The following is a 21,667-nucleotide window of genomic DNA, read 5'->3' as shown; positions in this document are numbered from 1 at the left end:
ACGAGTCTCGGCCACGGAGCGTGGCGTGCCGCACACTGGAAGGCGTCCCACCTCCGTACAGCGCGGGTCCGCCAGAGTCGCGCCCGCCCCGAGGGGATGCCCGTGGACCGAGGCCTTGCCGCGACCGCTCAGCCGACCGACGAACCGCTCGCCCCCCAGGACGGGGCCTCCGACGGTCCCGGCCGTCCCGACGACGTCGAAGACCCTGACGGCGTCGAAGGCCCCGGTGGCGTCGAGGGACCCGACGGCGCCGGGGGGCTCGACGGCCCCGACGGTTCCGCGGACCACGGGCGGGCCGGGGCACCACCCCCGGGCGGTGCCCGGATCCCCGCCCAGGGCCTCCCGGCGGGCCACCCCGAAGCCGAGGACGCGCCCGAGCGCCGGGCTGCCCCCGAGGGGAGCGGCCCGGCCGCGGACCTGCTCCGCCAGTACCTGCGCGAGATCGGCCGGATCCGGTTGCTCACCGCGGCCGAGGAGGTCGAACTCGCCCGCCGGATCGAGGCCGGCCTGTTCGCCGAGGAACGGCTGAACCGGGAGCCGCCGCCCGCCGACCCGCTGGCCCGTGAACTGGACACCCTGGTGGTGACCGGCCGGATCGCCAAGCGCCGGCTGACCGAGGCCAACCTGCGACTGGTGGTCTCCGTCGCCAAGCGCTACGTCGGCCGCGGCCTGACCCTGCTGGACCTGATCCAGGAGGGCAACCTGGGCCTGATCCGGGCGGTGGAGAAGTTCGACTACGCCCGCGGCTACAAGTTCTCCACCTACGCGACCTGGTGGATCCGCCAGGCGATGAGCCGTGCGCTGGCCGACCAGGCGCGGACGATCCGGGTGCCGGTCCACGTCGTGGAGCTGATCAACCGGGTGATCCGGGTGCAGCGCTCGCTGCTGCAGGAGCGCGGCATCGAGCCGGGCCCGGCCGACATCGCCGCCGTCCTGGACCTCACCGAGGAGCGGGTCCGGGAGCTGCTCCGGCTCGCCCAGGAGCCGATCTCGCTGCACACCCCGGTCGGGGAGGAGGACGACGTCGCGCTCGGCGACCTGATCGAGGACGCCGACGCCGCCTCACCCGCGGAGTCGGCCACCTTCCTGCTGCTGCGCCAGCACCTGGAGGCGGTGCTCGCCACCCTCGGCGAGCGCGAGCGCCAGGTGGTGCAGCTCCGCTACGGCCTGGACGACGGCAGGCCGCGCACGCTGGAGGAGATCGGCACCCTGTTCGGCGTGACCAGGGAACGGATCCGGCAGATCGAGTCCAAGACCCTGGTCAAGCTCCGCGACCACGCCTTCGCCGCCCAGCTCCGGGGCTACCTCGACTAGCCCGGTCCCGTTCCTCGGGGCCGGCTTCCCGGATCCTGCCGGGCCGGCGGGGCCGTCCGACAGGATCCGGGCGAGGTGCCCTACGGCGTGGCCGCCGGGGACGGGGCCGCGGAGGCGGGCTCGGCGGCCGGGGGCTCGGTGGCCGTCGCGGCCGGTGCGGAGGCCATCGCCGGGGGCGGGGACGCCGGGCCGATCGGGATCGGCGTGGACGCGACCAGCCGGGCCAGGTCGGAGACGCCGTTCGTGCAGGAGACGCCCGCCGACTGGTGGCCGCAGACCTGGAGGGTGACGGCCGGATCCGCCGCGTTCACCATCGCCGAGTAGTTGTCGTACCCCCAGTGGATCAGGGCCGTCTCCGTCTCGCCGGCGCTGGTGGTGACGACCGCCTGGTTGCCCGGCTGGCCCTCGGTGATCGCCGCCCAGGCGGCCTGGCACTTCTGGCTGTACCGGAGGTAGGCGACCACCTTGCCGATGTTGGTGGTCTGCACGGTCCGTGCGTCGGCGCCGCAGCCGGTGGCCTTGGGGTCCTTGTGCGAGCAGCCGACGGCCTGACAGGCGGCCACCGTCGGGGCCGTCTTGGCGGGGGTGGACGAGGACACGGCCGGCTCGGCGACGGCGGTCGGCTCACTGCCGTCGCCCGAGGAGTACCGCATGCCGGCGAGCACGAGCAGCACCACCGCCGCCGCCACGGCGGCGACGAGCGCGATCTGCCGCCCCGGCGTCCGGCGGGCGCGGGGCGTCCCCGGCCCTGCCTCCGAGGGCGCCGGGTCCTCCGGGTCCGCCGCGTCCTCGGGCGACCCGGCGGTCTCCGTCGCCGCCGTGGTCTCCGGGTCCGTCGTGACTCCGGCGGTGGGCTCCGACGCGTCCGCCGCCGGTGAGACGGCCCGGTCCGTGTCCTCGGCCGTGTCCTTTGACGCCGGGTGCGCAGCGGCTCCGGGAGCCGTCAGGCCCGACGCCGGTTCAGGCTCCGCTCCGGTGCGCCCATCGCTGGGCTCCCCGGCGAGCTCCGCTGCCGCCGTCGCCTCCCAGAGCGCCCGGAGTGCCGGCCCGTTGCACTCCACCGCCCCGATCAGTGCTTCGAGCGCCTGCTCGGTGACGATCCGTTTGCCGTTCAGCCAGCGCTCCCAGGAGGCCCGGCTGTAGTGGGTCCGGGCGGCCAGTTCGGACAGGGAGAGCCCTGTCACGTCCTTGACGGCGCGGAGCTCCTCCGTCAGGCGTCTGGCGGGAGCGGACAGTTCGTCCGGCAGCTTCTTCCAGGCGGAACCCATGAGGTCTTCCAAACATCCGAGGCCGGGGGCGGCGGGATCGGCGGGGCCTGGACGGCCACCGGCCCGGGCTGTGGGCGGGCGTGTCCGTCTCCCCCGACGTCAGCGGCGTCTCCAACCTCAGCGGCCCGGCGTCCCAAACCCCAGGTCCTGGAGCTGAGACGGACGGAAGTGTCTCACAACCCCGGCTGACGCTCGAACATTCATGTGTCCGTGGGGCATTGTTCTCGGGTCGGTCCGATTCACCGTCCGGGCGCTTCGTCCGGACATGTCCGTCACAAGCCGGACGATCGGCGATCCCTGACCCCCATCGGAACGAGGCAGCCTCACGGGGGGAGGCTGCCCCGGGCCGCAGGGACGCGCGGCGGGGAGGATGCTTCAGTGCAGCCCTCCCCGCCGCGACACTCACCCCCTGCGCGGGGTCGAGCGCTTGCCCGAGCGCACCGTTCCGTCGTCCGCCTACCGCGTCTGTCGCGCCTGACGTCCGTCGTTCGCCTGACGTCCGTCGTCCGCCTGCCGCCTGCGTCGCCGCCGGCGCGGGGCCGTCAGTGGTGGAAGCCCGACCGGACCGGCACTCCCATTTCCTTCAGCGGGACCGGCTGGCTGCGCAGCTCCGGCAGCAGCCGTTCGAGGTCGCCGAGCAGCAGGTCCGCGAGGTCGCGGGAGAACCCGTTGCGGCAGACCACCCGCAGGACCGAGAGGTCCTCGCGGTTCGCCGGGAAGGTGTAGGCGGGCACCTGCCAGCCGCGCTCCCTCAGCCGCCGCGACACGTCGAAGACGTCGAACGGCACGTCACCGGTGGTGGTGAAGGCGAAGACCGGCAGCTCGTCGCCCCGGGTCAGCAGCCGGAAGCCGCCGAGCGCCTCGATCCGCCCGGCCAGGTAGGTGGCCACCTCCCGGCAGGCTCCCTGCACGGCCCGGAAGCCGCCCCGGCCGAGCCGCAGGAAGGTGTAGTACTGCGCGATCACCTCGGCACCGGGCCGGGAGAAGTTCAGCGCGAAGGTCGGCATCTCGCCGCCCAGGTAGTTGACCCGGAACACCAGCTCCTCGGGGAGCGCCTCGTGGTCGCGCCAGAGCGCCCAGCCGACTCCGGGGTAGACCAGCCCGAACTTGTGGCCGGAGGTGTTGATCGAGGCGACCCGGGGCAGCCGGAAGTCCCACGTCAGGTCCTCGTCCAGGAACGGGGCGACCATGGCCCCGGAGGCGCCGTCCACGTGGACCGGGACGTCCAGGCCGGTGCGCCGCTGGAGGTCGTCGAGGGCGGCGCAGATCTCGGCCACCGGTTCGTAGGAGCCGTCGAAGGTCGAGCCGAGCACGCCGACCACGCCGATGGTGTCCTCGTCGCAGAGCGCCACCGCCTGCTCGGCGCCGAGGTGGAAGCGGTCGCCCTCCATGGGGGCGGTGCGGGCCTCGACCTCCCAGAAGGTGCAGAACTTCTCCCAGCAGACCTGGACGTTGACGCCCATCACGAGGTTGGGCCGGGCACCGGCCGCGTAGCGCTCGGCGTTGCGGCGCATCCAGCGGCGCTTGAGGGCGAGGCCGGCCAGCATGCAGGCCTCGCTGGAGCCGGTGGTGGAGCAGCCGACGGCGGTGTCCGGGTCGGGCGCGTGCCAGAGGTCGGCGAGGATCGCCACGCAGCGCCGCTCCAGTTCGGCGGTCTGCGGGTACTCGTCCTTGTCGATCATGTTCTTGTCGAGGCACTCGGTCATCAGCCGGGTGGCCTGGACCTCCATCGAGGTGGTGACGAAGGTCGCCAGGTTGAGCCGGGCGTTGCCGTCCAGCATCAGCTCGTCGTGGATCAGCTGGTACGCCGTGTCGGCGGGGACGGGGCCGTCGGAGAGCCGGTGCAGCGGCGGTGCCAGTTCCATCCCGCCGAGCGGGTCGGCGGCGCCGACGAACGGGTTGACGGTCAGCCGGCGGTCGTCTCCGGCCCCCTTGTGCAGTGCCATGGGATCTGCCGCCCTTCCGTCCGGTGGCCGCGTCCCCTCCCAACCTGCCACCGGCTCGGGGCCGGCGCATCCGCGCGCCGCGGTCCACCACCCGGGGGTGGGACGTCTCAGCCGGCCGTCTCCGGGTGGATCTGATCGCGGGCGGCCCGGTACTGCTGGCGCACGCCCGAGCCGATCGGCAGGTCCTGCTCGGCGTCGGGGGTGACGGTGACGGCCTCCGGGAGCTCCCAGCGCGGCGGCTCGGGGGTGCCGGCGAGCGCCCAGGCGGCCTGCCTGGCGGCGCCGCGGGCCGCGTGCGCGCCGGGCGGCGGGACGACGACGGGGACGCCGAACAGCTGCGGCGCGATCTGCCGGACGGCGGGCAGCCGGCCGGTCGCTCCGAGCAGGAAGACCCGCTTCACCTCGATGCCCTGCGCGCGCAGTACGTCCAGGGCGTCCGCGCTGTTGCAGAGCATGCCCTCGACGGCGGCCCGGGCCAGGTGCCGGGGGGCCATCGACTCGGCCCGCAGCCCGGTCAGGGTGCCGGCCGCGTGCGGCAGCGCGGGCGTCCGCTCGCCGTCCAGGTAGGGGAGCAGCACCAGGCCGTACGCGCCGGGGGAGGACTGCAGGGCCAGGTCGCTGAGGCCCTCCAGGTCGCAGCCGAGCAGGGCGGCGGTGGAGCGGAGCACCTGGGCGGCGTTCAGGGTGGCGACCATCGGCAGGTGGCGGCCGGTGGCGTCGGCGAACGAGGAGACCAGGCCGGTGGCGTCGACCACGGCCCGCTCGTGCACGGCGAAGATCGTGCCGGCGCTGCCGAGCGAGACCACCGCGTCGCCGGGGCCGAGGCCGAGCCCGAGCGCGGCGGCCATGTTGTCGCCGGTGCCGGCCGAGATCAGCAGGCCCTCGGGGGTGTGTCCGGCGGGTTCGGCCGGGTCGAGCACGTGCGGCAGCCGCAGCTCGTGGCCGAGCGCGAGCTTCACGAGGTCCTGCCGGTACTCACCGCTGATCGGGGACCAGTAGCCGGTGCCGGAGGCGTCACCGCGGTCGGTGGTGCGCCGCTTGGGGTGGCCGAGCAGTTGCCAGACGAGCCAGTCGTGGGGCAGGAGCACCTCGGCGATCCGCCGGGCGTTGGCCGGTTCGAACTCGGCCAGCCAGCGCAGCTTGGCGACGGTGTAGCTGGGGGCGGGGACGGCGCCGATCGCGGCGGTCCAGGCGGCCGGGCCGCCGAGCGCGTCCAGCAGGGCGGCGGCGGCGCCGCTGGAGCGCGGGTCGTTCCAGAGGATGGCGGGCCGGACCAGCACCCCGCCGGCGTCCAGGCCGATCATCCCGTGCTGCTGCGCGCTGACGCCGATCGCCCGGACGCCCTCCAGGAGGCCGCCGGCGGCGGCGTCGCCCAGCGAGTGCAGCCAGATCTGCGGGTCGGCCTCGCCGGGCCGGGCGTCCGGGTCGTCCGGTACGGGGTGGGGTGCCTTGCCGGACCGCAGTACCGCGCCGGTCCCGGAGTCACACGCGACGATCCGGGTGCGACCCGTCGAGCTGTCTATCCCCGCGACGATGGCCATAGTCGAGATCATGCCTCAGCGGCCGTCCGGACGCGGCCCGACCGGGGAAGTGTTGCCCGTTCGGTACCGCGTCCGGGAGGCGGCGTACGGCGGGCCGTCACCGTCGTGTCACCCACCCGTCACGGGTGGGGTCCACGGGCCCGCGGACCGCCGGTCTCACGGCCGGGAGGTGCCCCAGCTGTCGTCCTCGGCCTTGGGCCGGCTGAGGTACGGCACCCGGTCGGTGACGGCGTTCGGGAGCCGGTCGCCGACCTTGTCCGCGACGGCCCCGGCGGCCTTTCCGGCGACCGCGCCGGCCTGCTGCTTCGCCTTGTCGGCCGCGCCCTGGACCTTGGGGTTCTGGGCGACCTGCCGGGTGATCCTGGCGATCTGCTCGTAGCGTCGGCGCCCGGCCCGCGTGCCCAGGACATAGCCCGTCGCGAGTCCGACGCCGAACGACAGCTTCCACATGATCGGATTCCACCCTCTCCTGGCGGCCATTGCCGCATTGCCCTACCCGTCCGTCGGGACGGTGAACCGTCGGTGACCCCAGCATCTCCCGCGCGGTGTGCCGGGCGCGCGTCGGGCGCGCCGGGCGGGGTCGCCGGCGGGGCTGCCGGGGAAAGCGATTGGCGGACCACCCCCCCGAGTGCGCTAATGTATGTCCCGCAGCGAGCGCCGAGGAGCCCGGGAGACCGGGGGCCGGAGCGGAAGCTTGATCCCCCATAGCTCAATTGGCAGAGCAGCCGACTGTTAATCGGCAGGTTATTGGTTCGAGTCCAATTGGGGGAGCTCGGGTGCCGGCCCTCCTGGGTCGTCGTCCCGTTCGTGGTGCGCAAGGACCGCGATCCCGCATAGCTCAATTGGCAGAGCAGCCGACTGTTAATCGGCAGGTTATTGGTTCGAGTCCAATTGCGGGAGCTTCACCGGGTCCGCCCGGTGACTGCTCAGAGCGAAGGCCCCTCGGTAGACCGGGGGGCCTTCGTGTTGTCCGACACGTTCCCGGGCGTTCCCGGGCGTTCCCGCCGGGGTGAGCGGTGTCACTCGGTGGCCTGCCGGTACAGCTCGGTGACCCGGTCGTCGAAGGTCACGCTGTACGAGGTGCCCGGCGTCTCGCCGCCCTCCTGGTAGCCGCCGATCACGCCGATCACCCGGCCGGTCGTGGTGACCCACGGGCTGCCGCTGGTGCCGTCGGTGTAGCCGCCGCAGTCGAACCGCTCCTGGGTGGGACTCTGCGAGCTGGTCAGGCCCGAACAGGTGATCGGCTCGTCCTGCTCGTTGGGGTAGCCGGTGACCGACACCGCCAGCCCGAAGCCCTGGCCGGTGCCGAGCGGGTTGCCGCCGACCGCGTCCTCCACCTCCCGGCCTCCGACCGCCCGCACGGTGACGAACGCCACGTCGTACTCGGGATCGTCGTCGTACGCCCAGCGCGGATCGACGGTGACCGACTCCACCGGCCAACTCCCGTACGGTGAGTACCCGTTGCGGTAGCCGGGGGTGAACACCAGGCCGTCCAGCAGGCCGATCCGGCGGCTCTGCACGCAGTGCGCGGCGGTCACCAGCAGATTGCGCCCGGGGCTCTGCACCACGCTCGCCGTGCACGCGCGGGGCCCCTGCGGGGTGCGGATCGAGAGGGTGCCGACCCGGTCCCCGGCCGGGTTCGGCGGCGCCACGTCGGCCGTCCGCTCCTGCCCGCTCCCGCCGCAGGCGATGGCTGCGGCGAGCAGCAGGGCGGCCGTCGCGGCCGTTCTGGCCGCGCGCGCGGGCCGTACCGGGCGGGAGTCCATCGGGGGCTCCGTCTCGTCCTCGGGGCGGGCATCGAGGTTCGTGCGTTCCGCCGTTCGTGAGGAAGATCTATCAGGCCGGGCCGGGCTGCGCCACCGTCGCCGTCCCACGCCCCGTCATCCGCCCGCCGGCCCCTTCGGTCGGGGGCCGGTCGTCCCGGCGGTTCCCGCCGTTCGGGGGGCCTGTCGGCCCGTCCGCTTCGCCGTCGAACTGCGCGCACCCATGTGCGCCCCCGGCGCGCACCACGGGTGATCGACCGGCTATGCTGCCCGGGACGGCCTTTCGGGGCCGTCTGCTGCTGCCGCGACCGGGTGACCCGTCGCGTGCTGCGAACCGGGGCGGTAGCTCAGCCGGTTAGAGCAGGGGACTCATAATCCCTTGGTCGTGGGTTCGAGTCCCACCCGCCCCACCTTCGCCGTTTCGCCCGGAGTGCCGGGTTTGACCAGGTGCGGTCATCTGCACGAACTCTAGTGACCGGCGGCACCGCCGACCGCACCGACAGGCCGGGAATCACTCGAACAGGTCCGCGCCGGGGGCGCGTTGACGCCCGGCCGCCGTACCTCCGGCCCCGCTCCGACGCTCCGCGCTCCGATGCTCCGCCGTCCGGCTGCCTGCGCCCGCCTGTCCGCGGCCCTGCGGCCCGGTTCCGGCCCTCCGTGCCCCTGTCCGGGCGTCACGACGCCGTGGGGCCGCCACCGGTGTCCGGATGCTGTTGGTTAATTCGGGGCCGTGCGTGACGTCGGCTCCCATGACCCGGTTGTGGTCGTGGGAGCCGACGTTGTCGTGTGGGGTGGGTGTCGATGTCTATGCAGCCGAAGGGGCCGGGGGAGATTCCGGCGGAGACGGTGCGGGTGGCGCAGGCCGCGTTCCCGAAGGGGAGCCTGGCGATCCGGGTGCGGGATGAGCTGGGTGTGCTGTTCACCGACGAGGGGTTCGCGGACCTCTTCCCGGTGTGGGGGAAACCCGCCTGGTCACCAGGACGGCTGGCGTTGGTGCTGGTGTTGCAGTTCGTCGAGGGGCTCACCGACCGGCAGGCCGCCGAGGCGGTGCGGGCAAGGATCGACTTCAAATATGCCCTTGCGCTGGAACTGACTGATCCGGGCTTCGACTTCTCGGTGTTGTCGGAGTTCCGGGACCGTCTGGTCGAGGCGGAGGCGGGCAGGCGGGTGTTGGACGGCATCTTGAACGCGGCCCGGGAGAAGGGGCTGCTCAAGACCACTGGCCGGGCCCGCACCGACTCCACACATGTGAAATGCGCGGCACGGGAGCTGTGCTGGCTGGAGATGGTCGCGGAAACGCTCCGCTCGGCACTGAACACGCTCGCGCAGGCTGCCCCCGACTGGCTGGTGGAGATCGCCGAGCCGGACTGGTTCCGGCACTACGCCACCCGGGCCGAGGACTCCCGGTTCCCCAAGGCCCCCACCAAACGGGAGGAGATCGGCCGACGGATCGGCACGGACGGGACGCGACTGCTTGAGGCCGTCTTCTCGCCCCAGGCACCGGCCGGACTGCGGGAGCTGGAGCAGGTGGAGATCCTGCGACGGATGTGGGTCCAGCACTTCCGTCAGGACGGGGACGAGGTGAGGCGACGGGACCCAAAAGACCGCCCGCCGGGCGCGACGCGCCTGGTCACGCCCTATGACCCCGAGGCCAGGGGCAGCAAGAAACGCGACATCCTGTGGGACGGATACAAGGCCCATCTCACCGAGACCTGCGAGCCGGATGCCCCGAACCTGATCACGAACGTGGCCACGACCGATGCCACCGTTGCGGACAGCGTGATGGCCGGGGCGATTCACGCTTCCCTCGCCGCGCGGGACTGCCTACCCGGTGAGCATTGGGTCGATGCCGGCTATCCCAACGCCGCACAGGTACTCGCGGCCGACCGTGACCACGGCGTCGCGCTGCACGGGCCCATGGCCACCGACACCAGTCTTCAAAAGAACGTTCTGTTCCGGCGGGACGCGTTCACCCTCGACTGGGACCATCGGCAGGCCACCTGCCCGAACGGGATCACCAGCACCCAGTGGCATCCCCGCCGCTCGCAGACCGGACTGCCTGTCATCCGGGTCCGGTTCAATCCCGCTGACTGCCGCACCTGCCCTGACCTGCGCGCTTGCACCAGCTCCCCGAAAGCTCAACGCCGCGAGCTCACCCTCCAGCCCCGCGACGAGTATGCCGCCCGCCAGGCCGCCCGCGCCGAACAGCACACCGACGCCTGGAAGGACCGTTACAAGATCCGCGCCGGGATCGAGGGCACCATCTCCCAAGGTGTCCAGCGTTGCGGCCTGCGTAGATCCCGCTACCAGGGCCTCGCGAAGACCAGCCTCCAGCACCAACTCACCGGCGCCGCCATCAACCTCGCCCGCATCGATGCCCACCTCACCGAAACACCCCGCGCCCGCACCCGCACCAGCCATTTCGCACGGCTTCGCCCCGCCGAGTCGAAACCCAGCGGGGCGAATTAACCAACAGCATCCGGTGTCCGGTGGCGGCCCCACGGCCTTCGGTGCGGTGTCCGCGCGGCTCAGCCGAGCTTGACCGGCTGGACGGTCAGGGCGCCGTGCCCGTCACGCTTGAGGACGGACAACGCCAGGGCCGGGTGCTTGCCGCCGGCCGACAGCGCCTTGAGGTCGGCGACCAGCGGCGAGGTGTCGTCGACGTAGAACCGCAGGGGAGCGGCGGACGCCTCGGTGAACTTCACGATCTCCTCGGCACTGCGGCGGGTGAGCGACCAGGCCCAGGGCTCCCAGGCGCGGCCCTGGTTCCGGTTCATCACACTGAGCCAGATGTTGTCCTCGGCCGAGCCCCAGTCCTCGATCGGCTCGTTCCAGGCGCGGGTACCGGCGAGCGAGACCGCGACCCGGCCGTCCTGGGGGTGGTGGGCGGCGATCACGGCGACCCGTTCGGCGATCCCGGGGCGGGAGCCCTCGCCGCGCAGCAGCGCCCGTCCGGGGCTGCCCTGCCAGCCCTGCAGGCCGACCTCGGGGTTGGCGTTGCTGAGGACGGTGAAGCCCAGGCAGCCCGTGGCCGTCAGCACGGCCAGCCCGCGGCGGAACCGGGCCGAGGGGGCCCGGTGCGCACCCGGCGCCGCCGGGTCGCTCCGGCCGGCGATCACCCGGCGGCCGAGCATCGGCAGCAGGGCGGCGCCGAAGCAGATCACCCCGATCACCAGCAGCTGGTGGATCATCTTCTCGTAGAAGTAGGAGGTCGAGCCGACCGTGATCAGCTGGTACTCCATCACGCCGAAGCAGAGCGCCGAGACCGAGGCGAGGGTGATCAGGGCGACCCGGCGGGGCTTGTTGGCGAGCGAACGCCGGGTCAGCAGCGCCGCGAAGGCGGCCACGACGACGGGCAGGAGCAGGTGCCGGCCGACCGGGCCGATGCCGCCCGGCAGGGTGAGCACGTCCGCCGAACCGGCCGACTTGGCGTTGACGAACGGGGGGAACAGCACGAGGGCGCCGGCCGCCAGGGAGGTGGCCAGCACGGTGGGCCAGTGGCGGCGCCAGCCGCGCCAGTGCACGAGGGCCCAGGCGAGCACCGTGGTGGCGGCCACCGGCAGCAGCAGGTAGTGGCCGAAGGAGACGCCGACCGCCAGGGCGCCGAGCGCCACGACCTGTTCCCGGGTCCGGCTGAGCGGCCGGATCGCCAGGGCGACCAGCAGGGCGAGCAGCCCGAGGGCGAAGATCTCGCTCAGGAAGCCGCGGCCGTGCATCCGGGGCAGCTCGGCGACGACCAGGTAGACGGCCATCGGTACGGCGAGGGCCAGGCCCCGCCAGCCGCGCAGCGCCGGGCCGGCGGCCCGCTGCACGGCCCAGAGGAGGGCGGCGGTGAGACCGGCGGTGACGACGGCGAACAGGGCGACGAAGAGCGAGATCTGGGCGAGCCCCGAGCCCCGGGCGGTGCCGCCGTGGAGGAAGCTGGTGAGCACCGCCATCGTCAGGTGGCTGCCCTGCGGGTAGGTGCCGAGGCCCAGTGTCACGGTCTCGGCGGCCTCGGTCTGGTGCAGGGAGGTGAGGCCGCCCAGGCGGAGGATGGTGTCGTAGAGCGCGGCGTGCCGGGCGAGGTCCTCCGCCGTGATGATGGTGGCCAGGCGGTCGATGGCGTCCCGGCGGAGGATCGGGTACAGCAGGAACGCGCCCGCGGCGGCGACGGTGAGCAGCAGCGGGAAGTCCCGGGTGGGGACCAGTCGGCGGAGCAGGGCGCGGAGCGGGGCGCGCCGGCGGGCCGGCCGGGGGCCCTGCACGAGCACGACGGCGGCCAGGGGTATCGCGGTGGCCTCGGCCAGGGCCACCGGGTGGAGGCCCCAGGGCCAGTAACTGGTCAGCAGGCTGAGCGCGCAGGCCCAGCCGATCAGCAGGCCGCCGGAGATCATCAGCCGGTCGAGGGCGGTGCTCTGCGAGCGGATCAGCGACGCGGCGGCGAACCAGACGAGCGCGAAGGTCAGCAGGTCGGCCGAGACCAGGTGGAACAGCGGAGGAAGGAGCACCAGCGCCGCGACGAGGCGAAGCTGGGGGGCACCCGGAAGTACGGGAAGCTGCCTCCGCCCGGCAGCTTCCTGTCCCGTCTTTTCCGGGATGTCCGCGGATCTGACGGGTGTCGCGATCGACATGCTTCCCCCACAATTATGCTGATAACTTGAGAATATCGAGCGGTCAGTATGAATATCCCGACCGCTACTAGTGTGAATCATGGGTGGGTGTGCGCAGCACACGGGGGGTGCCCGGGGGACGGGCTGTTTTCCGCCTTTGACCTCCCCTTGATATGGGCCTGCCAGGCGGGGTCGGGAGGGCCTCGTATCCTGACCGGATGCTCGCACCCGCACAGCTGCCGACACCCCTCGTGAATTGTCCCGACGAGGCGCTGGCGCGGGTCGGCGTGGAGCTTCGGCTCAAGCGGGACGACCTGGCGCATCCGCTGGTGCCGGGGAACAAGTGGCGGAAGCTGACGCCGAACCTGGAGGCCGCGGCCGAGCGGGGCGAGACCCGGCTGCTGACCTTCGGCGGTGCCTACTCGACGCACCTGCGGGCGACCGCGGTGGCCGCCGGCGCGCTCGGACTGGAGAGCGTCGGGCTGGTCCGGGGCGAGGAGCTGGCGCGCGCGCCGCGGAACTGGTCGCTGCGGGCCGCGGAGGCGGCCGGGATGGAGCTGGTGTTCCTGCCCCGGGCCGAGTACCGGGAGGCGGCCGGGCGCTGCGGGACGGACCCGGTGGTGGCGGCCGGCCTGCAACGGCGCTTCGGGCCGTGCCTGGTGCTGCCCGAGGGCGGGTCGAACGCCCTGGCGGCCCGCGGTGCGGCGGCGGTCGCGGCGGAGCTGACGGACCTCGGGGAGCGGGACGTGGTCTGCTGCCCGGTCGGGACCGGCGGCACGCTGGCCGGGATCGCGGCCGGGCTGCCCCCGGGCGCTCGGGCGCTGGGCGTGGCCGTGCTGCGCGGCGGGGCCGGCTACCTGGAGGACGAGGTGACCCGGCTCCACCGGGAGGCGTACGGGCGGGAGTTCGCCGACTGGCGGATCGACCACGACCACCACGGGGGCGGGTACGGGCGGGTGCCGGCCGCGCTGGAGGAGTTCGCGGCCGGCTTCGAGCGGCGGCACGGCGTCGCCCTGGAGCGGCGCTACGTGGCCAAACTGCTGTCCGCCCTGTACGGCCTGGCGGCGGCCGGTGCCTTCCCGCCCGGGACCAGGCTGACCGCCGTGGTCACCGGGCTGCCCGACCCGGTGGAGGGACCCTAGAGCTCGTCCGGCTCAGCCGAAGGTCAGGTCGAAGCAGGGGTCGATGTCGGCGGTGCGGCTGTTCTCGGCTATGCCGGTGGGGACGCCGGTCGGCAGCGGGGCGGAGGGGGTCGCCGCCGCGCCGCCGGGGACACCCGGGACTCCGGGAACGCCCGGGGCGGTGCCGGCCGGGCCGGCGGCCGGGCGGTAGTCGCGGCCGAGGATCACGGTGATCCCCTCGGAGCCGGGCTCCTCGACCAGCCGGGCCTGCGGGAAGAGCTGGGCGACCTGCTCGGCGGCGGCCTTGAACGGCGGGTCGTAGGAGATCTCGGTGTGCAGCCGGCCGCCCTGGGTGGCGCCGAGGGCGACGTTCCGGAACCCCTTGCCGAGGATCGTCTCGGAGCCCCGGCCGGCCAGCCCGGAGGTGCCGACGCCGTTGATCACGGTGATCGGCACGGCCGCCTGCTCGGGCGTCAGGGGTGTGGGGGCGACGGTCGGCGCGGCGGCCGAGGGGGACGACGCGTCGGACGGCACGGCGGTCGAGGTGTCGGCGACCTGGCCGGTGCTCTGCCCGTCCAGGGTGCGGCCCTCCCGCAGCAGCTGCCAGAGGGTGTCCACGTCGGGGTGGACGAGGTCGATCCGGCCCGGCTTCGCGGTGGAGAACCGCCAGGGGGCGGTGACGAAGGTGATGTCGGCGAGCTTGATCTGCTGCAGCGACTGGGCGAAGTCCACCAGCTTCATCGCGGTGCCCAGGCCCTCGTCCACGGTGAGCGAGCGGGTGGCCGCGTCGGCCAGCGGGAGCAGGGTGGGGAGGGAGAAGCCGAGGCCCTGGATCTTGCGGATCATCGAGGAGAGGAAGGCCTGCTGGCGCTTCATCCGCCCGATGTCGGAGTTGTCGCCGAAGCCGTAGCGGGCCCGCAGGTAGTCCACGGCCGGCTGGCCGGAGATCTTCTGCATGCCCTTCCTGAGCTTGATGTCGTGCGAGTTGACGTCGTTGGGGATGCAGACGTCGACGCCGTTGATCGCCTCGGTCATCGCGGCGACGCCCTTGAAGTCGACCACGATGGTGTGGTCGATCCGCAGGCCGGTCATGGCCTCGACGGTGTTCTGCGTGCAGGCCGGGTTCCCCTTGGGGGACGCGCCGACGGTGAACGACTCGTTGAACATCTGGTTGGTCCGCGCGGTCGTCCAGCTGCCGTCGGGCTTCCGGCAGGACGGGATGGTCACCAGGGCGTCGCGGGGTATGGAGACCCCGACGGCGTGCTTCCGGTCGGCGTAGATGTGCAGCAGGATCGTGGTGTCGGAGTGGCCGACGCCCTCGTCGCCGCCCCCGAGGTCGGCGTTGCCGTCGTTGCGGGTGTCCGAGCCGAGGAGCAGGACGTTGACCGGGACGGAGGCGCCCGGGGTGGCGGGGACGGGTGCGGGCGGGCGCTCGGTGGCGACGCCGCCCGGGTCGAACGTGGTGATGTTGGTGTCGAGCCGGTGGTAGAACCAGGCGCCTGCGCCCGCCACGGACAGCACCAGCACGGCCGCGAGTCCTATCGCCGTCCGTATGATGCGCCGCCGGCGCGTGCTGCTGCTCATCCGCCCCGTCCCCCTGTTGTCCGTTCTCGGTTCCCACCCGCACGGTCCGCCGGACGGGCCGTGTCTGGTCTTCGAGAGTTAGACGTTTCGGGGGAGTGTTCGGTTACCTCCGATCGGCCGCCAATTCAGCCGGACCGGCCACCTGGCCTGTGATGCTCCTCACGCACCGGGGCCGGCGGCGCCCGTGAGCATGCGGCTGAGCAGGTCGCGCAGCTGGGTCCGCTCCTCGGGTGCGAGCGCCGCCAGCGGCTCGCGGGCGAAGTTGAGCGACTCGCGGAGCTCCTCGGAGGCGGTGGCGCCGGTGTCGGTGGCGGCGACCAGCTTGACCCGGCGGTCCTGCAGGTCGGCCTGCCTGGTCACGAAGCCGCGCGACTCCAGCCGGTCGACGATGCCGGTGATGTTGGACGGCTCGCAGCTGAGCGTCTGGGCGATCTGGCGCATCGGCATCGGCCCGCGCCGCAGCAGCGCGAGGACCTTGGCCTGCGCTCCGGTGAGGGAGCGGGCGGCGGCGGCCTCCTCGTACTCGCGGTGGAAGAGCGCGACCAGATTGGCCATCAGGTCGACGACCTCACGGGTGATCTCGTCGGGCTGCGGCGTGGCGACCCGGGTCGGCTTGGTATCCATGCCCGTAGTCTACCTGAAAAGTTGACAACATGAACCTTTCATGTCCATTGTTACTTCACTGACTCAACCTTTCATGTAGGGAGTATTTCGATGGCCGCCGAGCAGGAAGCGCCCGCCACCGCCCGCGAATGGCACCTCGCCGCCCGCCCCCAGGGCTGGCCGGTCCCGACCGACTTCGCACTGGTCGAGGCGCCCGTCCGGCGCCCGGGCCCGGGCGAGATCCTGGTCCGCAACGCCTTCCTGTCGGTCGACCCCTACATGCGGGGCCGGATGAACGACGTCAAGTCCTACGTCCCGCCGTTCCGGCTGGGCGAGGCGATGGACGGTGGCGCCGTCGGCTACGTGGTCGCCTCCGAGGCGGAGGGCTTCGCCCCGGGCGACGCCGTGCTGCACGGACTCGGCTGGCGCGAGTACGCGACCCTGCCCGCGCAGCGCGCGGTCAAGGTGGACCCGGCCGCGGCGCCGCTCTCCGCCTACCTCGGCACCCTCGGCATGACCGGCCTCACCGCGTACGCGGGCCTGCTGGCGGTCGGCGGCCTCAAGGAGGGCGACCGGGTCTTCGTCTCCGGCGCGGCCGGCGCCGTCGGCTCGATGGTCGGCCAGATCGCCCGGCTCAAGGGCGCCTCGCTCGTGGTCGGCTCGGCCGGCTCGGCGGAGAAGGTCACCAAGCTGGTCGACGAGTACGGCTTCGACGCCGCCTTCAACTACAAGGACGCCCCGGTCCGCGAGCAGCTCGCGCTGGCGGCCCCGGACGGCATCGACCTCTACTTCGACAACGTCGGCGGTGACCACCTGGAGGCCGCGATCGGCGCGCTCGGCGCACACGGCCGGGCCGTCCTCTGCGGCGCCATCGCCCAGTACAACGAGACCACCGCCCCGGCCGCCCCGCGCAACCTGGCGCTGGTGATCGGCAAGCGGCTGCGCCTGGAGGGCATGCTGGTGGGCGACCACGCGGCACTGCAGCCGCAGTTCGTCGCCGAGGTCGCCGGCTGGCTGAAGGACGGGAGCCTGCGCCACGAGGAGACCGTGGTCGACGGCTTCGAGCACACCGCCGAGGCGTTCCTGGACCTGCTGCGCGGCGCCAACACCGGCAAGATGGTGGTCCGGCTGGACGCCTGACGCCGCGTCTGCCGCGGCCCGGGGCTGCACCCCGCCGCCCCCGCACCGCCCCGTCGCCCGCCGGAACCCCGGCCGGGCGCGCGGGGCGGTTTGCGTACCCGGCGGAGGGGATCCGGCCGCACTACCGCATTCCGGCCTGATCCGAAAGTGCGTCATCCATGGTGCGGGGCGGCGCGGTACGGTGTTCCCGCCTGGCGATGGGGCCGTTCGGGGGAGAGATCCGACCGAGGGGTGGACCTCGTTGAGGATTCGACTAGCATTGAGCGAAAGCCTGTCCGTTTTGCTCAATTTAGTGGCTTAATGTCGGCTAACGTGGGTAACTGTGGATCAACCGCAGGCACGAACGCGAGGCAGCTGGGGAAGGCGACCCTCGTCCACAGCCTGGAGGTCCCGGTGACGACACGTGGAGTCCTGTACGTCCACTCCGCGCCCCGCGCGCTGTGCCCGCACGTCGAGTGGGCCGTCGCGGGGGTGCTCGGTGTGCGGGTGAACCTGGACTGGATCCGCCAGCCGGCCTCGCCCGGACACTGGCGCGCCGAGCTCTCCTGGCAGGGGGAGCCCGGTACGGCCTCGAAGCTCGCCTCCGCACTGCGCGGCTGGCAGCTGATGCGGTACGAGGTCACCAGCGAGCCCTGCGCCACGGCGGAGGGCGAGCGGTACAGCAGCACGCCCTCGCTCGGCATCTTCCATGCCGTCACGGGCATCCACGGGGACATCCTGATCCCCGAGGACCGGCTCCGCGCCGTCCTGCTGCGAGCCCGCAGCGAGGGGGCGGACCTGGAGTCCGAGATCGCGATGCTGCTCGGCAAACCCTGGGACGACGAGCTGGAACCCTTCCGGTACGCCGGCGAGGGGGCCCCGGTGCGCTGGCTGCACCAGGTGGTCTGAGCCGCCGTCGCCGAACCGGCGTCCGAGGACGCCGACCGGTCGTGCCGAAGGGGCCGGCACCCACCGGGTGGGTGCCGGCCCCTTCGACGTGCCGGGCGTCAGCGGGTGCGGAAGGCCAGCACCACGTTGTGGCCGCCGAAGCCGAACGAGTTGTTCAGCGCGGCGATCCGGCCCTCGGGCAGCTTGCGGGGCTCGTCGCGGACGATGTCCGCGTCCACGTCGTCGTCCAGCTCGTCGACGTTGATGGTCGGCGGGGCGAGCCGGTGGTGCAGGGCCAGCACGGTGGCGACGGTCTCGATGCCGCCGGCGCCGCCCAGCAGGTGACCGGTCATCGACTTGGTGGCCGAGACGGCGATGTGGTTCAGGTCCTCGCCCAGCTCCTTGCGGAGCGCCTTGAGCTCGGCGGTGTCACCCTGCGGGGTCGAGGTGGCGTGCGCGTTGACGTGCACGATCTCGGCCTTGTCCAGGTCGTTGCGCTCGAACAGGTCGGCCAGCGCGCGGGCCACCCCGGCGCCGGTCGGCTCGGGCTGCGCGATGTGGTGGGCGTCCGAGGACAGGCCCTGGCCGACCGCCTCGCAGTAGATCCGGGCGCCGCGGGCCTCGGCGTGCTCGACCGACTCCAGCACGACCACGCCGGCGCCCTCGCCCAGCACGAAGCCGTCCCGGCCCTTGTCGTACGGGCGCGAGGCGCGCTGGGGGTCGTCGTTGCTCTTGGACATCGCCATCATGTTGGCGAACGCGGCGATCGGCAGCGGGTGGATCGCCGCCTCGGTGCCGCCGGCCACCACGACGTCGGCGCGGCCGGTGCGGATCATCTCGATCGCGTAGCCGATCGCCTCGGCGCCGGAGGCGCAGGCGGAGACGGGGGTGTGCACACCCGCGCGGGCGCCGACCTCCAGGCCGACGTTGGCCGCCGGGGAGTTGGGCATCAGCATCGGGACGGTGTGCGGGGAGACCTTGCGGGAGCCCTTCTCCTTCAGCACGTCGTACTGGTCGAGGAGGGTGGTCACGCCGCCGATGCCGGAGGCGATGACCGCGCCCAGGCGCTCGGGGGCGAGCTTGGACGACTCGTCGGTGGCCGGGGTCTCGTAGCCGGCGTCGGCCCAGGCCTCGCGGGCGGCGATCAGGGCGAACTGCGCCGATCGGTCCAGCTTGCGGGCCAGCGGGCGGGGGAGGATCTCACCGGGCTCGACGGCGGTGCGCGCCGCGATCCGGACGGGCAGGTCGGCGGCCCACTCCTCGGTCAGGGCAGCCACTCCGGAGCGCCCGGCGACCAGGTTCTCCCACGTGGTGGCGGCGTCGCCGCCCAGCGGCGTGAAGGCGCCGATACCCGTGACGACCACGGTACGGTTTTCAGTCACTGGATCTTCTTCTCTCACATCGTGCGGGGGGCGGTCGGCGGCGGCCGAAGGTGAGCCCGGCCGGGCGCCCCGGTGGGGCGTCCCGGCCGGCGGGTCGGCCGACTCGGAGGGAGCCGGCCGATGTCAGGCGTCGAACGAGTCGACCGCTCAGGCGTTGGTGAGGATGTAGTTCACCGCGTCGCCGACGGTCTTCAGGTTCTTGACCTCGTCGTCCGGGATCTTGACGTCGAAGCGCTCTTCGGCGGCCACGACGACCTCGACCATGGACAGCGAGTCGACGTCCAGGTCATCGGTGAAGGACTTGTCGAGCTCGACGTCCTCGGTCGGGATGCCGGCGATCTCGTTGACGATCTCGGCGAGACCTTCCAGGACCTCGTCCTTGGTAGCCATACTGGCTGCTCCTCTTCGGTGTTGAATGCGGCCGCCCGGCGGACGGACGCAGGTTTGCGGATGGTTCGGGCGAAAACGCCTAGGGGAGCGTAACGACTGCCGCGGCGTAGACGAGACCCGCCCCGAACCCGATGATCAGTGCGAGGTCGCCGCTACGGGCCTCGCCGCTCTCCAGCATGCGTTCCATCGCCAGGGGGATGGAGGCCGCGGAGGTGTTGCCGGTCTCCGCGATGTCGCGGGCGACCGGCACGGACTCCGGGAGCTTCAGGGTCTTGATCATGGTGTCGGTGATACGCATGTTGGCCTGGTGCGGGATGAAGGCGCCGAGCTGGTCGGCGGTGATCCCGGCGGCGTCCAGCGCCTGCTGGGCCACCTTGGCCATCTCCCAGACCGCCCAGCGGAAGACCGACTGACCCTCCATCCGGAGGGCCGGCCACTTGATCTCCTCGCCCGCGCCGTTGACGGCCCCCTCCTTGGCGAAGGCGGTGTCCCAGGCCTGGGTCTGCGAGATGACGTCCTTCTGCGAGCCGTCGGAGCCCCAGATGACCTTGCCGATGCCGGGCGTGTCGGACGGGCCGACGACCGCGGCGCCGGCGCCGTCACCGAAGATGAAGGCGGTCGAGCGGTCCGACTGGTCGGTCAGGTCGCTGAGCCGCTCCACGCCGATCACCAGCACGTACTCGGCGCTGCCGCCGCGGACCATGCCGTCCGCCAGGCCGAGACCGTAGCCGAAGCCGGCGCAGGCCGCCGAGATGTCGAAGGCCGGGGCGGTGCCGCACCCGAGCCGCTCGGCGATCTCGGTCGCGACGGCCGGGGTCTGCTTGAGGTGCGAGACGGTCGCGACGACCACGGCGCCGATCCGGTCGGGGGAGATCCCGGCCTGGGCGATGGCCTTGCCGGCGGCCTGCACCGACATCTCGGCGACGCTCTCCTCCGGGCCGGCCCAACGGCGCTCGGCGATCCCGCTACGGGTGCGGATCCACTCGTCGGAGGAGTCGATCCAGGTCAGCACCTCGGCGTTGGGAATCACCCGGACCGGGCGGTAGCCGCCGACCCCGTGGATGCGCGAGTACTGCGCACCGGTGGTCGGACGGATCTGGGGGGTGTTGCTCATGCCTGCTGCTCCTGCTCCTGACCGCTGTGCTCCCGGCCCGGGCCGGCGTGCTCGGCGATGAGCGCGTGGGCCTTCTCCAGGTCGGCGGGGGTCTTGAGGGCAAGCGACGCCACACCCTTGAGGTTGCGCTTGACCAGTCCGGTGAGGGTGCCCGCCGGGGCGAGCTCGATGACGGCGGTCGCGCCCAGTTGCTGCAGGGTCTCCATGCAGAGGTCCCAGCGGACCGGGTTGGAGACCTGCGACACCAGGCGGCGCAGCAGCTCGTCGCCGGCCGCGACGACCTCGCCGTCCTGGTTGGACACGTACGTGATCCCCGGGTCGGCGACCGGCAGGGTCGGCGCCAGCTTGGCCAGCCGCTCGACACCCGGCGCCATGTGCGTGGTGTGGAACGCGCCCGCCACCTTGAGGGCGACCAGTCGCGCTCCGGCCGGCGGGTCCGCCCGGAGGGCGTCCAGCTGGGGCAGCGTGCCGGCCGCGACGATCTGGCCGCCGCCGTTGTTGTTGGCCGCGGTCAGGCCGTGTTCGGCCAGCTTGGCCGCGACGACCTCCGGGTCACCGCCCAGCAGGGCGGCCATCCCGGTCTCGACGGCCGCGGCGGCCTCGGCCATGGCGAGGCTGCGTTCGCGTACGAAGGTCAGTGCGTCGTGGGGGGTCAGCGCGCCGGCGAAGGCGGCGGCGGTGATCTCACCGACGCTGTGGCCGGCCACCGCGCCGACCTGTGCGGTGGCGGTGTCCCCGTCCGGGAACAGCACGCCTGCGGTCACCAGGCCGGCGGCCACCAGCAGTGGCTGGGCGACGGCGGTGTCCTTGATCTCCTCGGCGGACGCCTCGGTCCCGGCGTGCACCAGGTCGAGCCCGGCGACCTCCGACCAGCCGCGGAGGCGGTCGGCGACACCGTCGAGCTCCAGCCAGGGGCTGAGGAAACCGGGGGTCTGGGCACCCTGTCCAGGGGCGACGATTACGAGCACGGTTCAACCCTCTCTCGCCGAGCGCCCGGGGGCGGGTAGGCGACGGTAACGAAGAAAAGCATCCCGGATTGTAA

At 72.8% G+C, this 21,667-nt stretch carries 17 protein-coding genes and 3 tRNA genes; 8 read left to right on the top strand and 12 right to left on the bottom strand.

The genetic code is table 11. The features are described from left to right. The first annotated feature begins 102 nt into the window (after window positions 1-102). Complete coding sequence (locus ABZY91_RS16310; protein WP_355402919.1) at window positions 103-1,314, top strand: sigma-70 family RNA polymerase sigma factor; 1,212 nt, start codon at window positions 103-105, stop codon at window positions 1,312-1,314. 80 nt (window positions 1,315-1,394) lie between these two features. Here the strand turns inward: ABZY91_RS16310 and ABZY91_RS16305 are convergent, their stop codons facing one another. The 4 genes from ABZY91_RS16305 to ABZY91_RS16290 form a co-directional block, all read right to left on the bottom strand. Further along, window positions 1,395-2,582: a DUF2690 domain-containing protein gene (locus ABZY91_RS16305; RefSeq protein ID WP_355402917.1), complete on the bottom strand. Its 1,188-nt coding sequence runs from the start codon at window positions 2,580-2,582 to the stop codon at window positions 1,395-1,397. A 542-nt stretch (window positions 2,583-3,124) separates the two neighbouring features. Then, window positions 3,125-4,528 carry a glutamate decarboxylase gene (locus ABZY91_RS16300; RefSeq protein WP_355402915.1) on the bottom strand — a complete coding sequence of 468 codons (1,404 nt, stop codon included), beginning with the start codon at window positions 4,526-4,528 and terminating at the stop codon, window positions 3,125-3,127. Between the two features lie 107 nt (window positions 4,529-4,635). After that, window positions 4,636-6,069: an FGGY family carbohydrate kinase gene (locus ABZY91_RS16295; protein WP_355402913.1), complete on the bottom strand. Its 1,434-nt coding sequence runs from the start codon at window positions 6,067-6,069 to the stop codon at window positions 4,636-4,638. Between the two features lie 156 nt (window positions 6,070-6,225). Then, window positions 6,226-6,522 carry a hypothetical protein gene (locus ABZY91_RS16290; RefSeq protein ID WP_329879033.1) on the bottom strand — a complete coding sequence of 99 codons (297 nt, stop codon included), beginning with the start codon at window positions 6,520-6,522 and terminating at the stop codon, window positions 6,226-6,228. 245 nt (window positions 6,523-6,767) lie between these two features. Here ABZY91_RS16290 and ABZY91_RS16285 point away from each other — a divergent pair. Both ABZY91_RS16285 and ABZY91_RS16280 read left to right on the top strand, forming a co-directional pair. Next, window positions 6,768-6,840: transfer RNA gene (locus ABZY91_RS16285), tRNA-Asn, on the top strand. 56 nt (window positions 6,841-6,896) lie between these two features. After that, a tRNA-Asn gene (locus tag ABZY91_RS16280) sits at window positions 6,897-6,969 on the top strand. A gap of 119 nt (window positions 6,970-7,088) precedes the next feature. Here the strand turns inward: ABZY91_RS16280 and ABZY91_RS16275 are convergent. After that, window positions 7,089-7,835, bottom strand: a complete 747-nt coding sequence (locus ABZY91_RS16275) for a trypsin-like peptidase domain-containing protein (RefSeq protein WP_329878995.1) — start codon at window positions 7,833-7,835, stop codon at window positions 7,089-7,091. A gap of 333 nt (window positions 7,836-8,168) precedes the next feature. Here ABZY91_RS16275 and ABZY91_RS16270 point away from each other — a divergent pair. Both ABZY91_RS16270 and ABZY91_RS16265 read left to right on the top strand, forming a co-directional pair. Further along, window positions 8,169-8,242: transfer RNA gene (locus ABZY91_RS16270), tRNA-Ile, on the top strand. A 391-nt stretch (window positions 8,243-8,633) separates the two neighbouring features. After that, window positions 8,634-10,301 carry an IS1182 family transposase gene (locus tag ABZY91_RS16265; protein WP_355402910.1) on the top strand — a complete coding sequence of 556 codons (1,668 nt, stop codon included), beginning with the start codon at window positions 8,634-8,636 and terminating at the stop codon, window positions 10,299-10,301. Between the two features lie 59 nt (window positions 10,302-10,360). On the opposite strand, the gene ABZY91_RS16260 is transcribed toward ABZY91_RS16265, so the two are convergent. Then, entirely contained in the window at window positions 10,361-12,322 is a 1,962-nt protein-coding gene (locus tag ABZY91_RS16260; RefSeq protein WP_355402908.1) for a hypothetical protein, read from the bottom strand. A gap of 320 nt (window positions 12,323-12,642) precedes the next feature. On the opposite strand from ABZY91_RS16260, the gene ABZY91_RS16255 reads away from it, so the two are divergent. Next, window positions 12,643-13,566 carry a pyridoxal-phosphate dependent enzyme gene (locus ABZY91_RS16255; RefSeq protein WP_355402906.1) on the top strand — a complete coding sequence of 308 codons (924 nt, stop codon included), beginning with the start codon at window positions 12,643-12,645 and terminating at the stop codon, window positions 13,564-13,566. A 12-nt stretch (window positions 13,567-13,578) separates the two neighbouring features. Here ABZY91_RS16255 and ABZY91_RS16250 read toward each other — a convergent pair whose 3' ends face one another. Next, window positions 13,579-15,129, bottom strand: coding sequence for an LCP family protein (locus ABZY91_RS16250; protein WP_355402904.1), 1,551 nt, complete (start codon window positions 15,127-15,129; stop codon window positions 13,579-13,581). A 159-nt stretch (window positions 15,130-15,288) separates the two neighbouring features. Then, a complete protein-coding gene (locus tag ABZY91_RS16245) occupies window positions 15,289-15,753 on the bottom strand; it encodes a MarR family transcriptional regulator (protein ID WP_355402902.1) in 465 nt (154 codons plus the stop codon). Between the two features lie 90 nt (window positions 15,754-15,843). On the opposite strand from ABZY91_RS16245, the gene ABZY91_RS16240 reads away from it, so the two are divergent. Then, window positions 15,844-16,872, top strand: coding sequence for an NADP-dependent oxidoreductase (locus ABZY91_RS16240; RefSeq protein WP_355402900.1), 1,029 nt, complete (start codon window positions 15,844-15,846; stop codon window positions 16,870-16,872). A 393-nt stretch (window positions 16,873-17,265) separates the two neighbouring features. Then, window positions 17,266-17,760 carry a DUF3145 domain-containing protein gene (locus ABZY91_RS16235; protein ID WP_329878989.1) on the top strand — a complete coding sequence of 165 codons (495 nt, stop codon included), beginning with the start codon at window positions 17,266-17,268 and terminating at the stop codon, window positions 17,758-17,760. Window positions 17,761-17,858: 98 nt separating this feature from the next. Here the strand turns inward: ABZY91_RS16235 and fabF are convergent, their stop codons facing one another. From fabF to ABZY91_RS16215, 4 genes are all read right to left on the bottom strand, one after another. Further along, window positions 17,859-19,121, bottom strand: coding sequence for a beta-ketoacyl-ACP synthase II (gene fabF, locus ABZY91_RS16230; protein WP_329878988.1), 1,263 nt, complete (start codon window positions 19,119-19,121; stop codon window positions 17,859-17,861). Window positions 19,122-19,268: 147 nt separating this feature from the next. Then, window positions 19,269-19,511 carry an acyl carrier protein gene (locus ABZY91_RS16225; RefSeq protein WP_030310143.1) on the bottom strand — a complete coding sequence of 81 codons (243 nt, stop codon included), beginning with the start codon at window positions 19,509-19,511 and terminating at the stop codon, window positions 19,269-19,271. 79 nt (window positions 19,512-19,590) lie between these two features. Continuing rightward, the gene (locus ABZY91_RS16220) at window positions 19,591-20,625 is read right to left on the bottom strand and encodes a beta-ketoacyl-ACP synthase III (RefSeq protein ID WP_355402897.1); all 1,035 of its coding nucleotides are present in this window, start codon (window positions 20,623-20,625) and stop codon (window positions 19,591-19,593) included. Further along, on the bottom strand, window positions 20,622-21,593 hold the full coding sequence (locus ABZY91_RS16215) for an ACP S-malonyltransferase (RefSeq protein WP_329878986.1): 972 nt from the start codon (window positions 21,591-21,593) through the stop codon (window positions 20,622-20,624). Before ABZY91_RS16215 ends, ABZY91_RS16220 begins: the two co-directional genes overlap by 4 nt. Between the last annotated feature and the right edge of the window lie 74 nt (window positions 21,594-21,667).

The sequence above is a fragment of the Kitasatospora sp. NPDC002965 genome (assembly GCF_040611255.1).
GTDB lineage: Bacteria > Actinomycetota > Actinomycetes > Streptomycetales > Streptomycetaceae > Kitasatospora.
This window is presented reverse-complemented; position numbering and strand designations above follow the sequence as displayed.

What these genes read in the sequence shown, in the direction of transcription:
- ABZY91_RS16265 (WP_355402910.1), top strand. Translation starts at nt 8,634, where the DNA reads ATGTCTATGCAGCCGAAGGGGCCGGGGGAGATTCCGGCGGAGACGGTG.
- ABZY91_RS16225 (WP_030310143.1), bottom strand. Translation starts at nt 19,511, where the DNA reads ATGGCTACCAAGGACGAGGTCCTGGAAGGTCTCGCCGAGATCGTCAAC.
- ABZY91_RS16245 (WP_355402902.1), bottom strand. Translation starts at nt 15,753, where the DNA reads ATGGATACCAAGCCGACCCGGGTCGCCACGCCGCAGCCCGACGAGATC.
- ABZY91_RS16255 (WP_355402906.1), top strand. Translation starts at nt 12,643, where the DNA reads ATGCTCGCACCCGCACAGCTGCCGACACCCCTCGTGAATTGTCCCGAC.
- ABZY91_RS16295 (WP_355402913.1), bottom strand. Translation starts at nt 6,069, where the DNA reads ATGGCCATCGTCGCGGGGATAGACAGCTCGACGGGTCGCACCCGGATC.
- ABZY91_RS16305 (WP_355402917.1), bottom strand. Translation starts at nt 2,582, where the DNA reads ATGGGTTCCGCCTGGAAGAAGCTGCCGGACGAACTGTCCGCTCCCGCC.
- ABZY91_RS16275 (WP_329878995.1), bottom strand. Translation starts at nt 7,835, where the DNA reads ATGGACTCCCGCCCGGTACGGCCCGCGCGCGCGGCCAGAACGGCCGCG.
- ABZY91_RS16250 (WP_355402904.1), bottom strand. Translation starts at nt 15,129, where the DNA reads ATGAGCAGCAGCACGCGCCGGCGGCGCATCATACGGACGGCGATAGGA.
- ABZY91_RS16220 (WP_355402897.1), bottom strand. Translation starts at nt 20,625, where the DNA reads ATGAGCAACACCCCCCAGATCCGTCCGACCACCGGTGCGCAGTACTCG.
- ABZY91_RS16300 (WP_355402915.1), bottom strand. Translation starts at nt 4,528, where the DNA reads ATGGCACTGCACAAGGGGGCCGGAGACGACCGCCGGCTGACCGTCAAC.
- ABZY91_RS16240 (WP_355402900.1), top strand. Translation starts at nt 15,844, where the DNA reads ATGGCCGCCGAGCAGGAAGCGCCCGCCACCGCCCGCGAATGGCACCTC.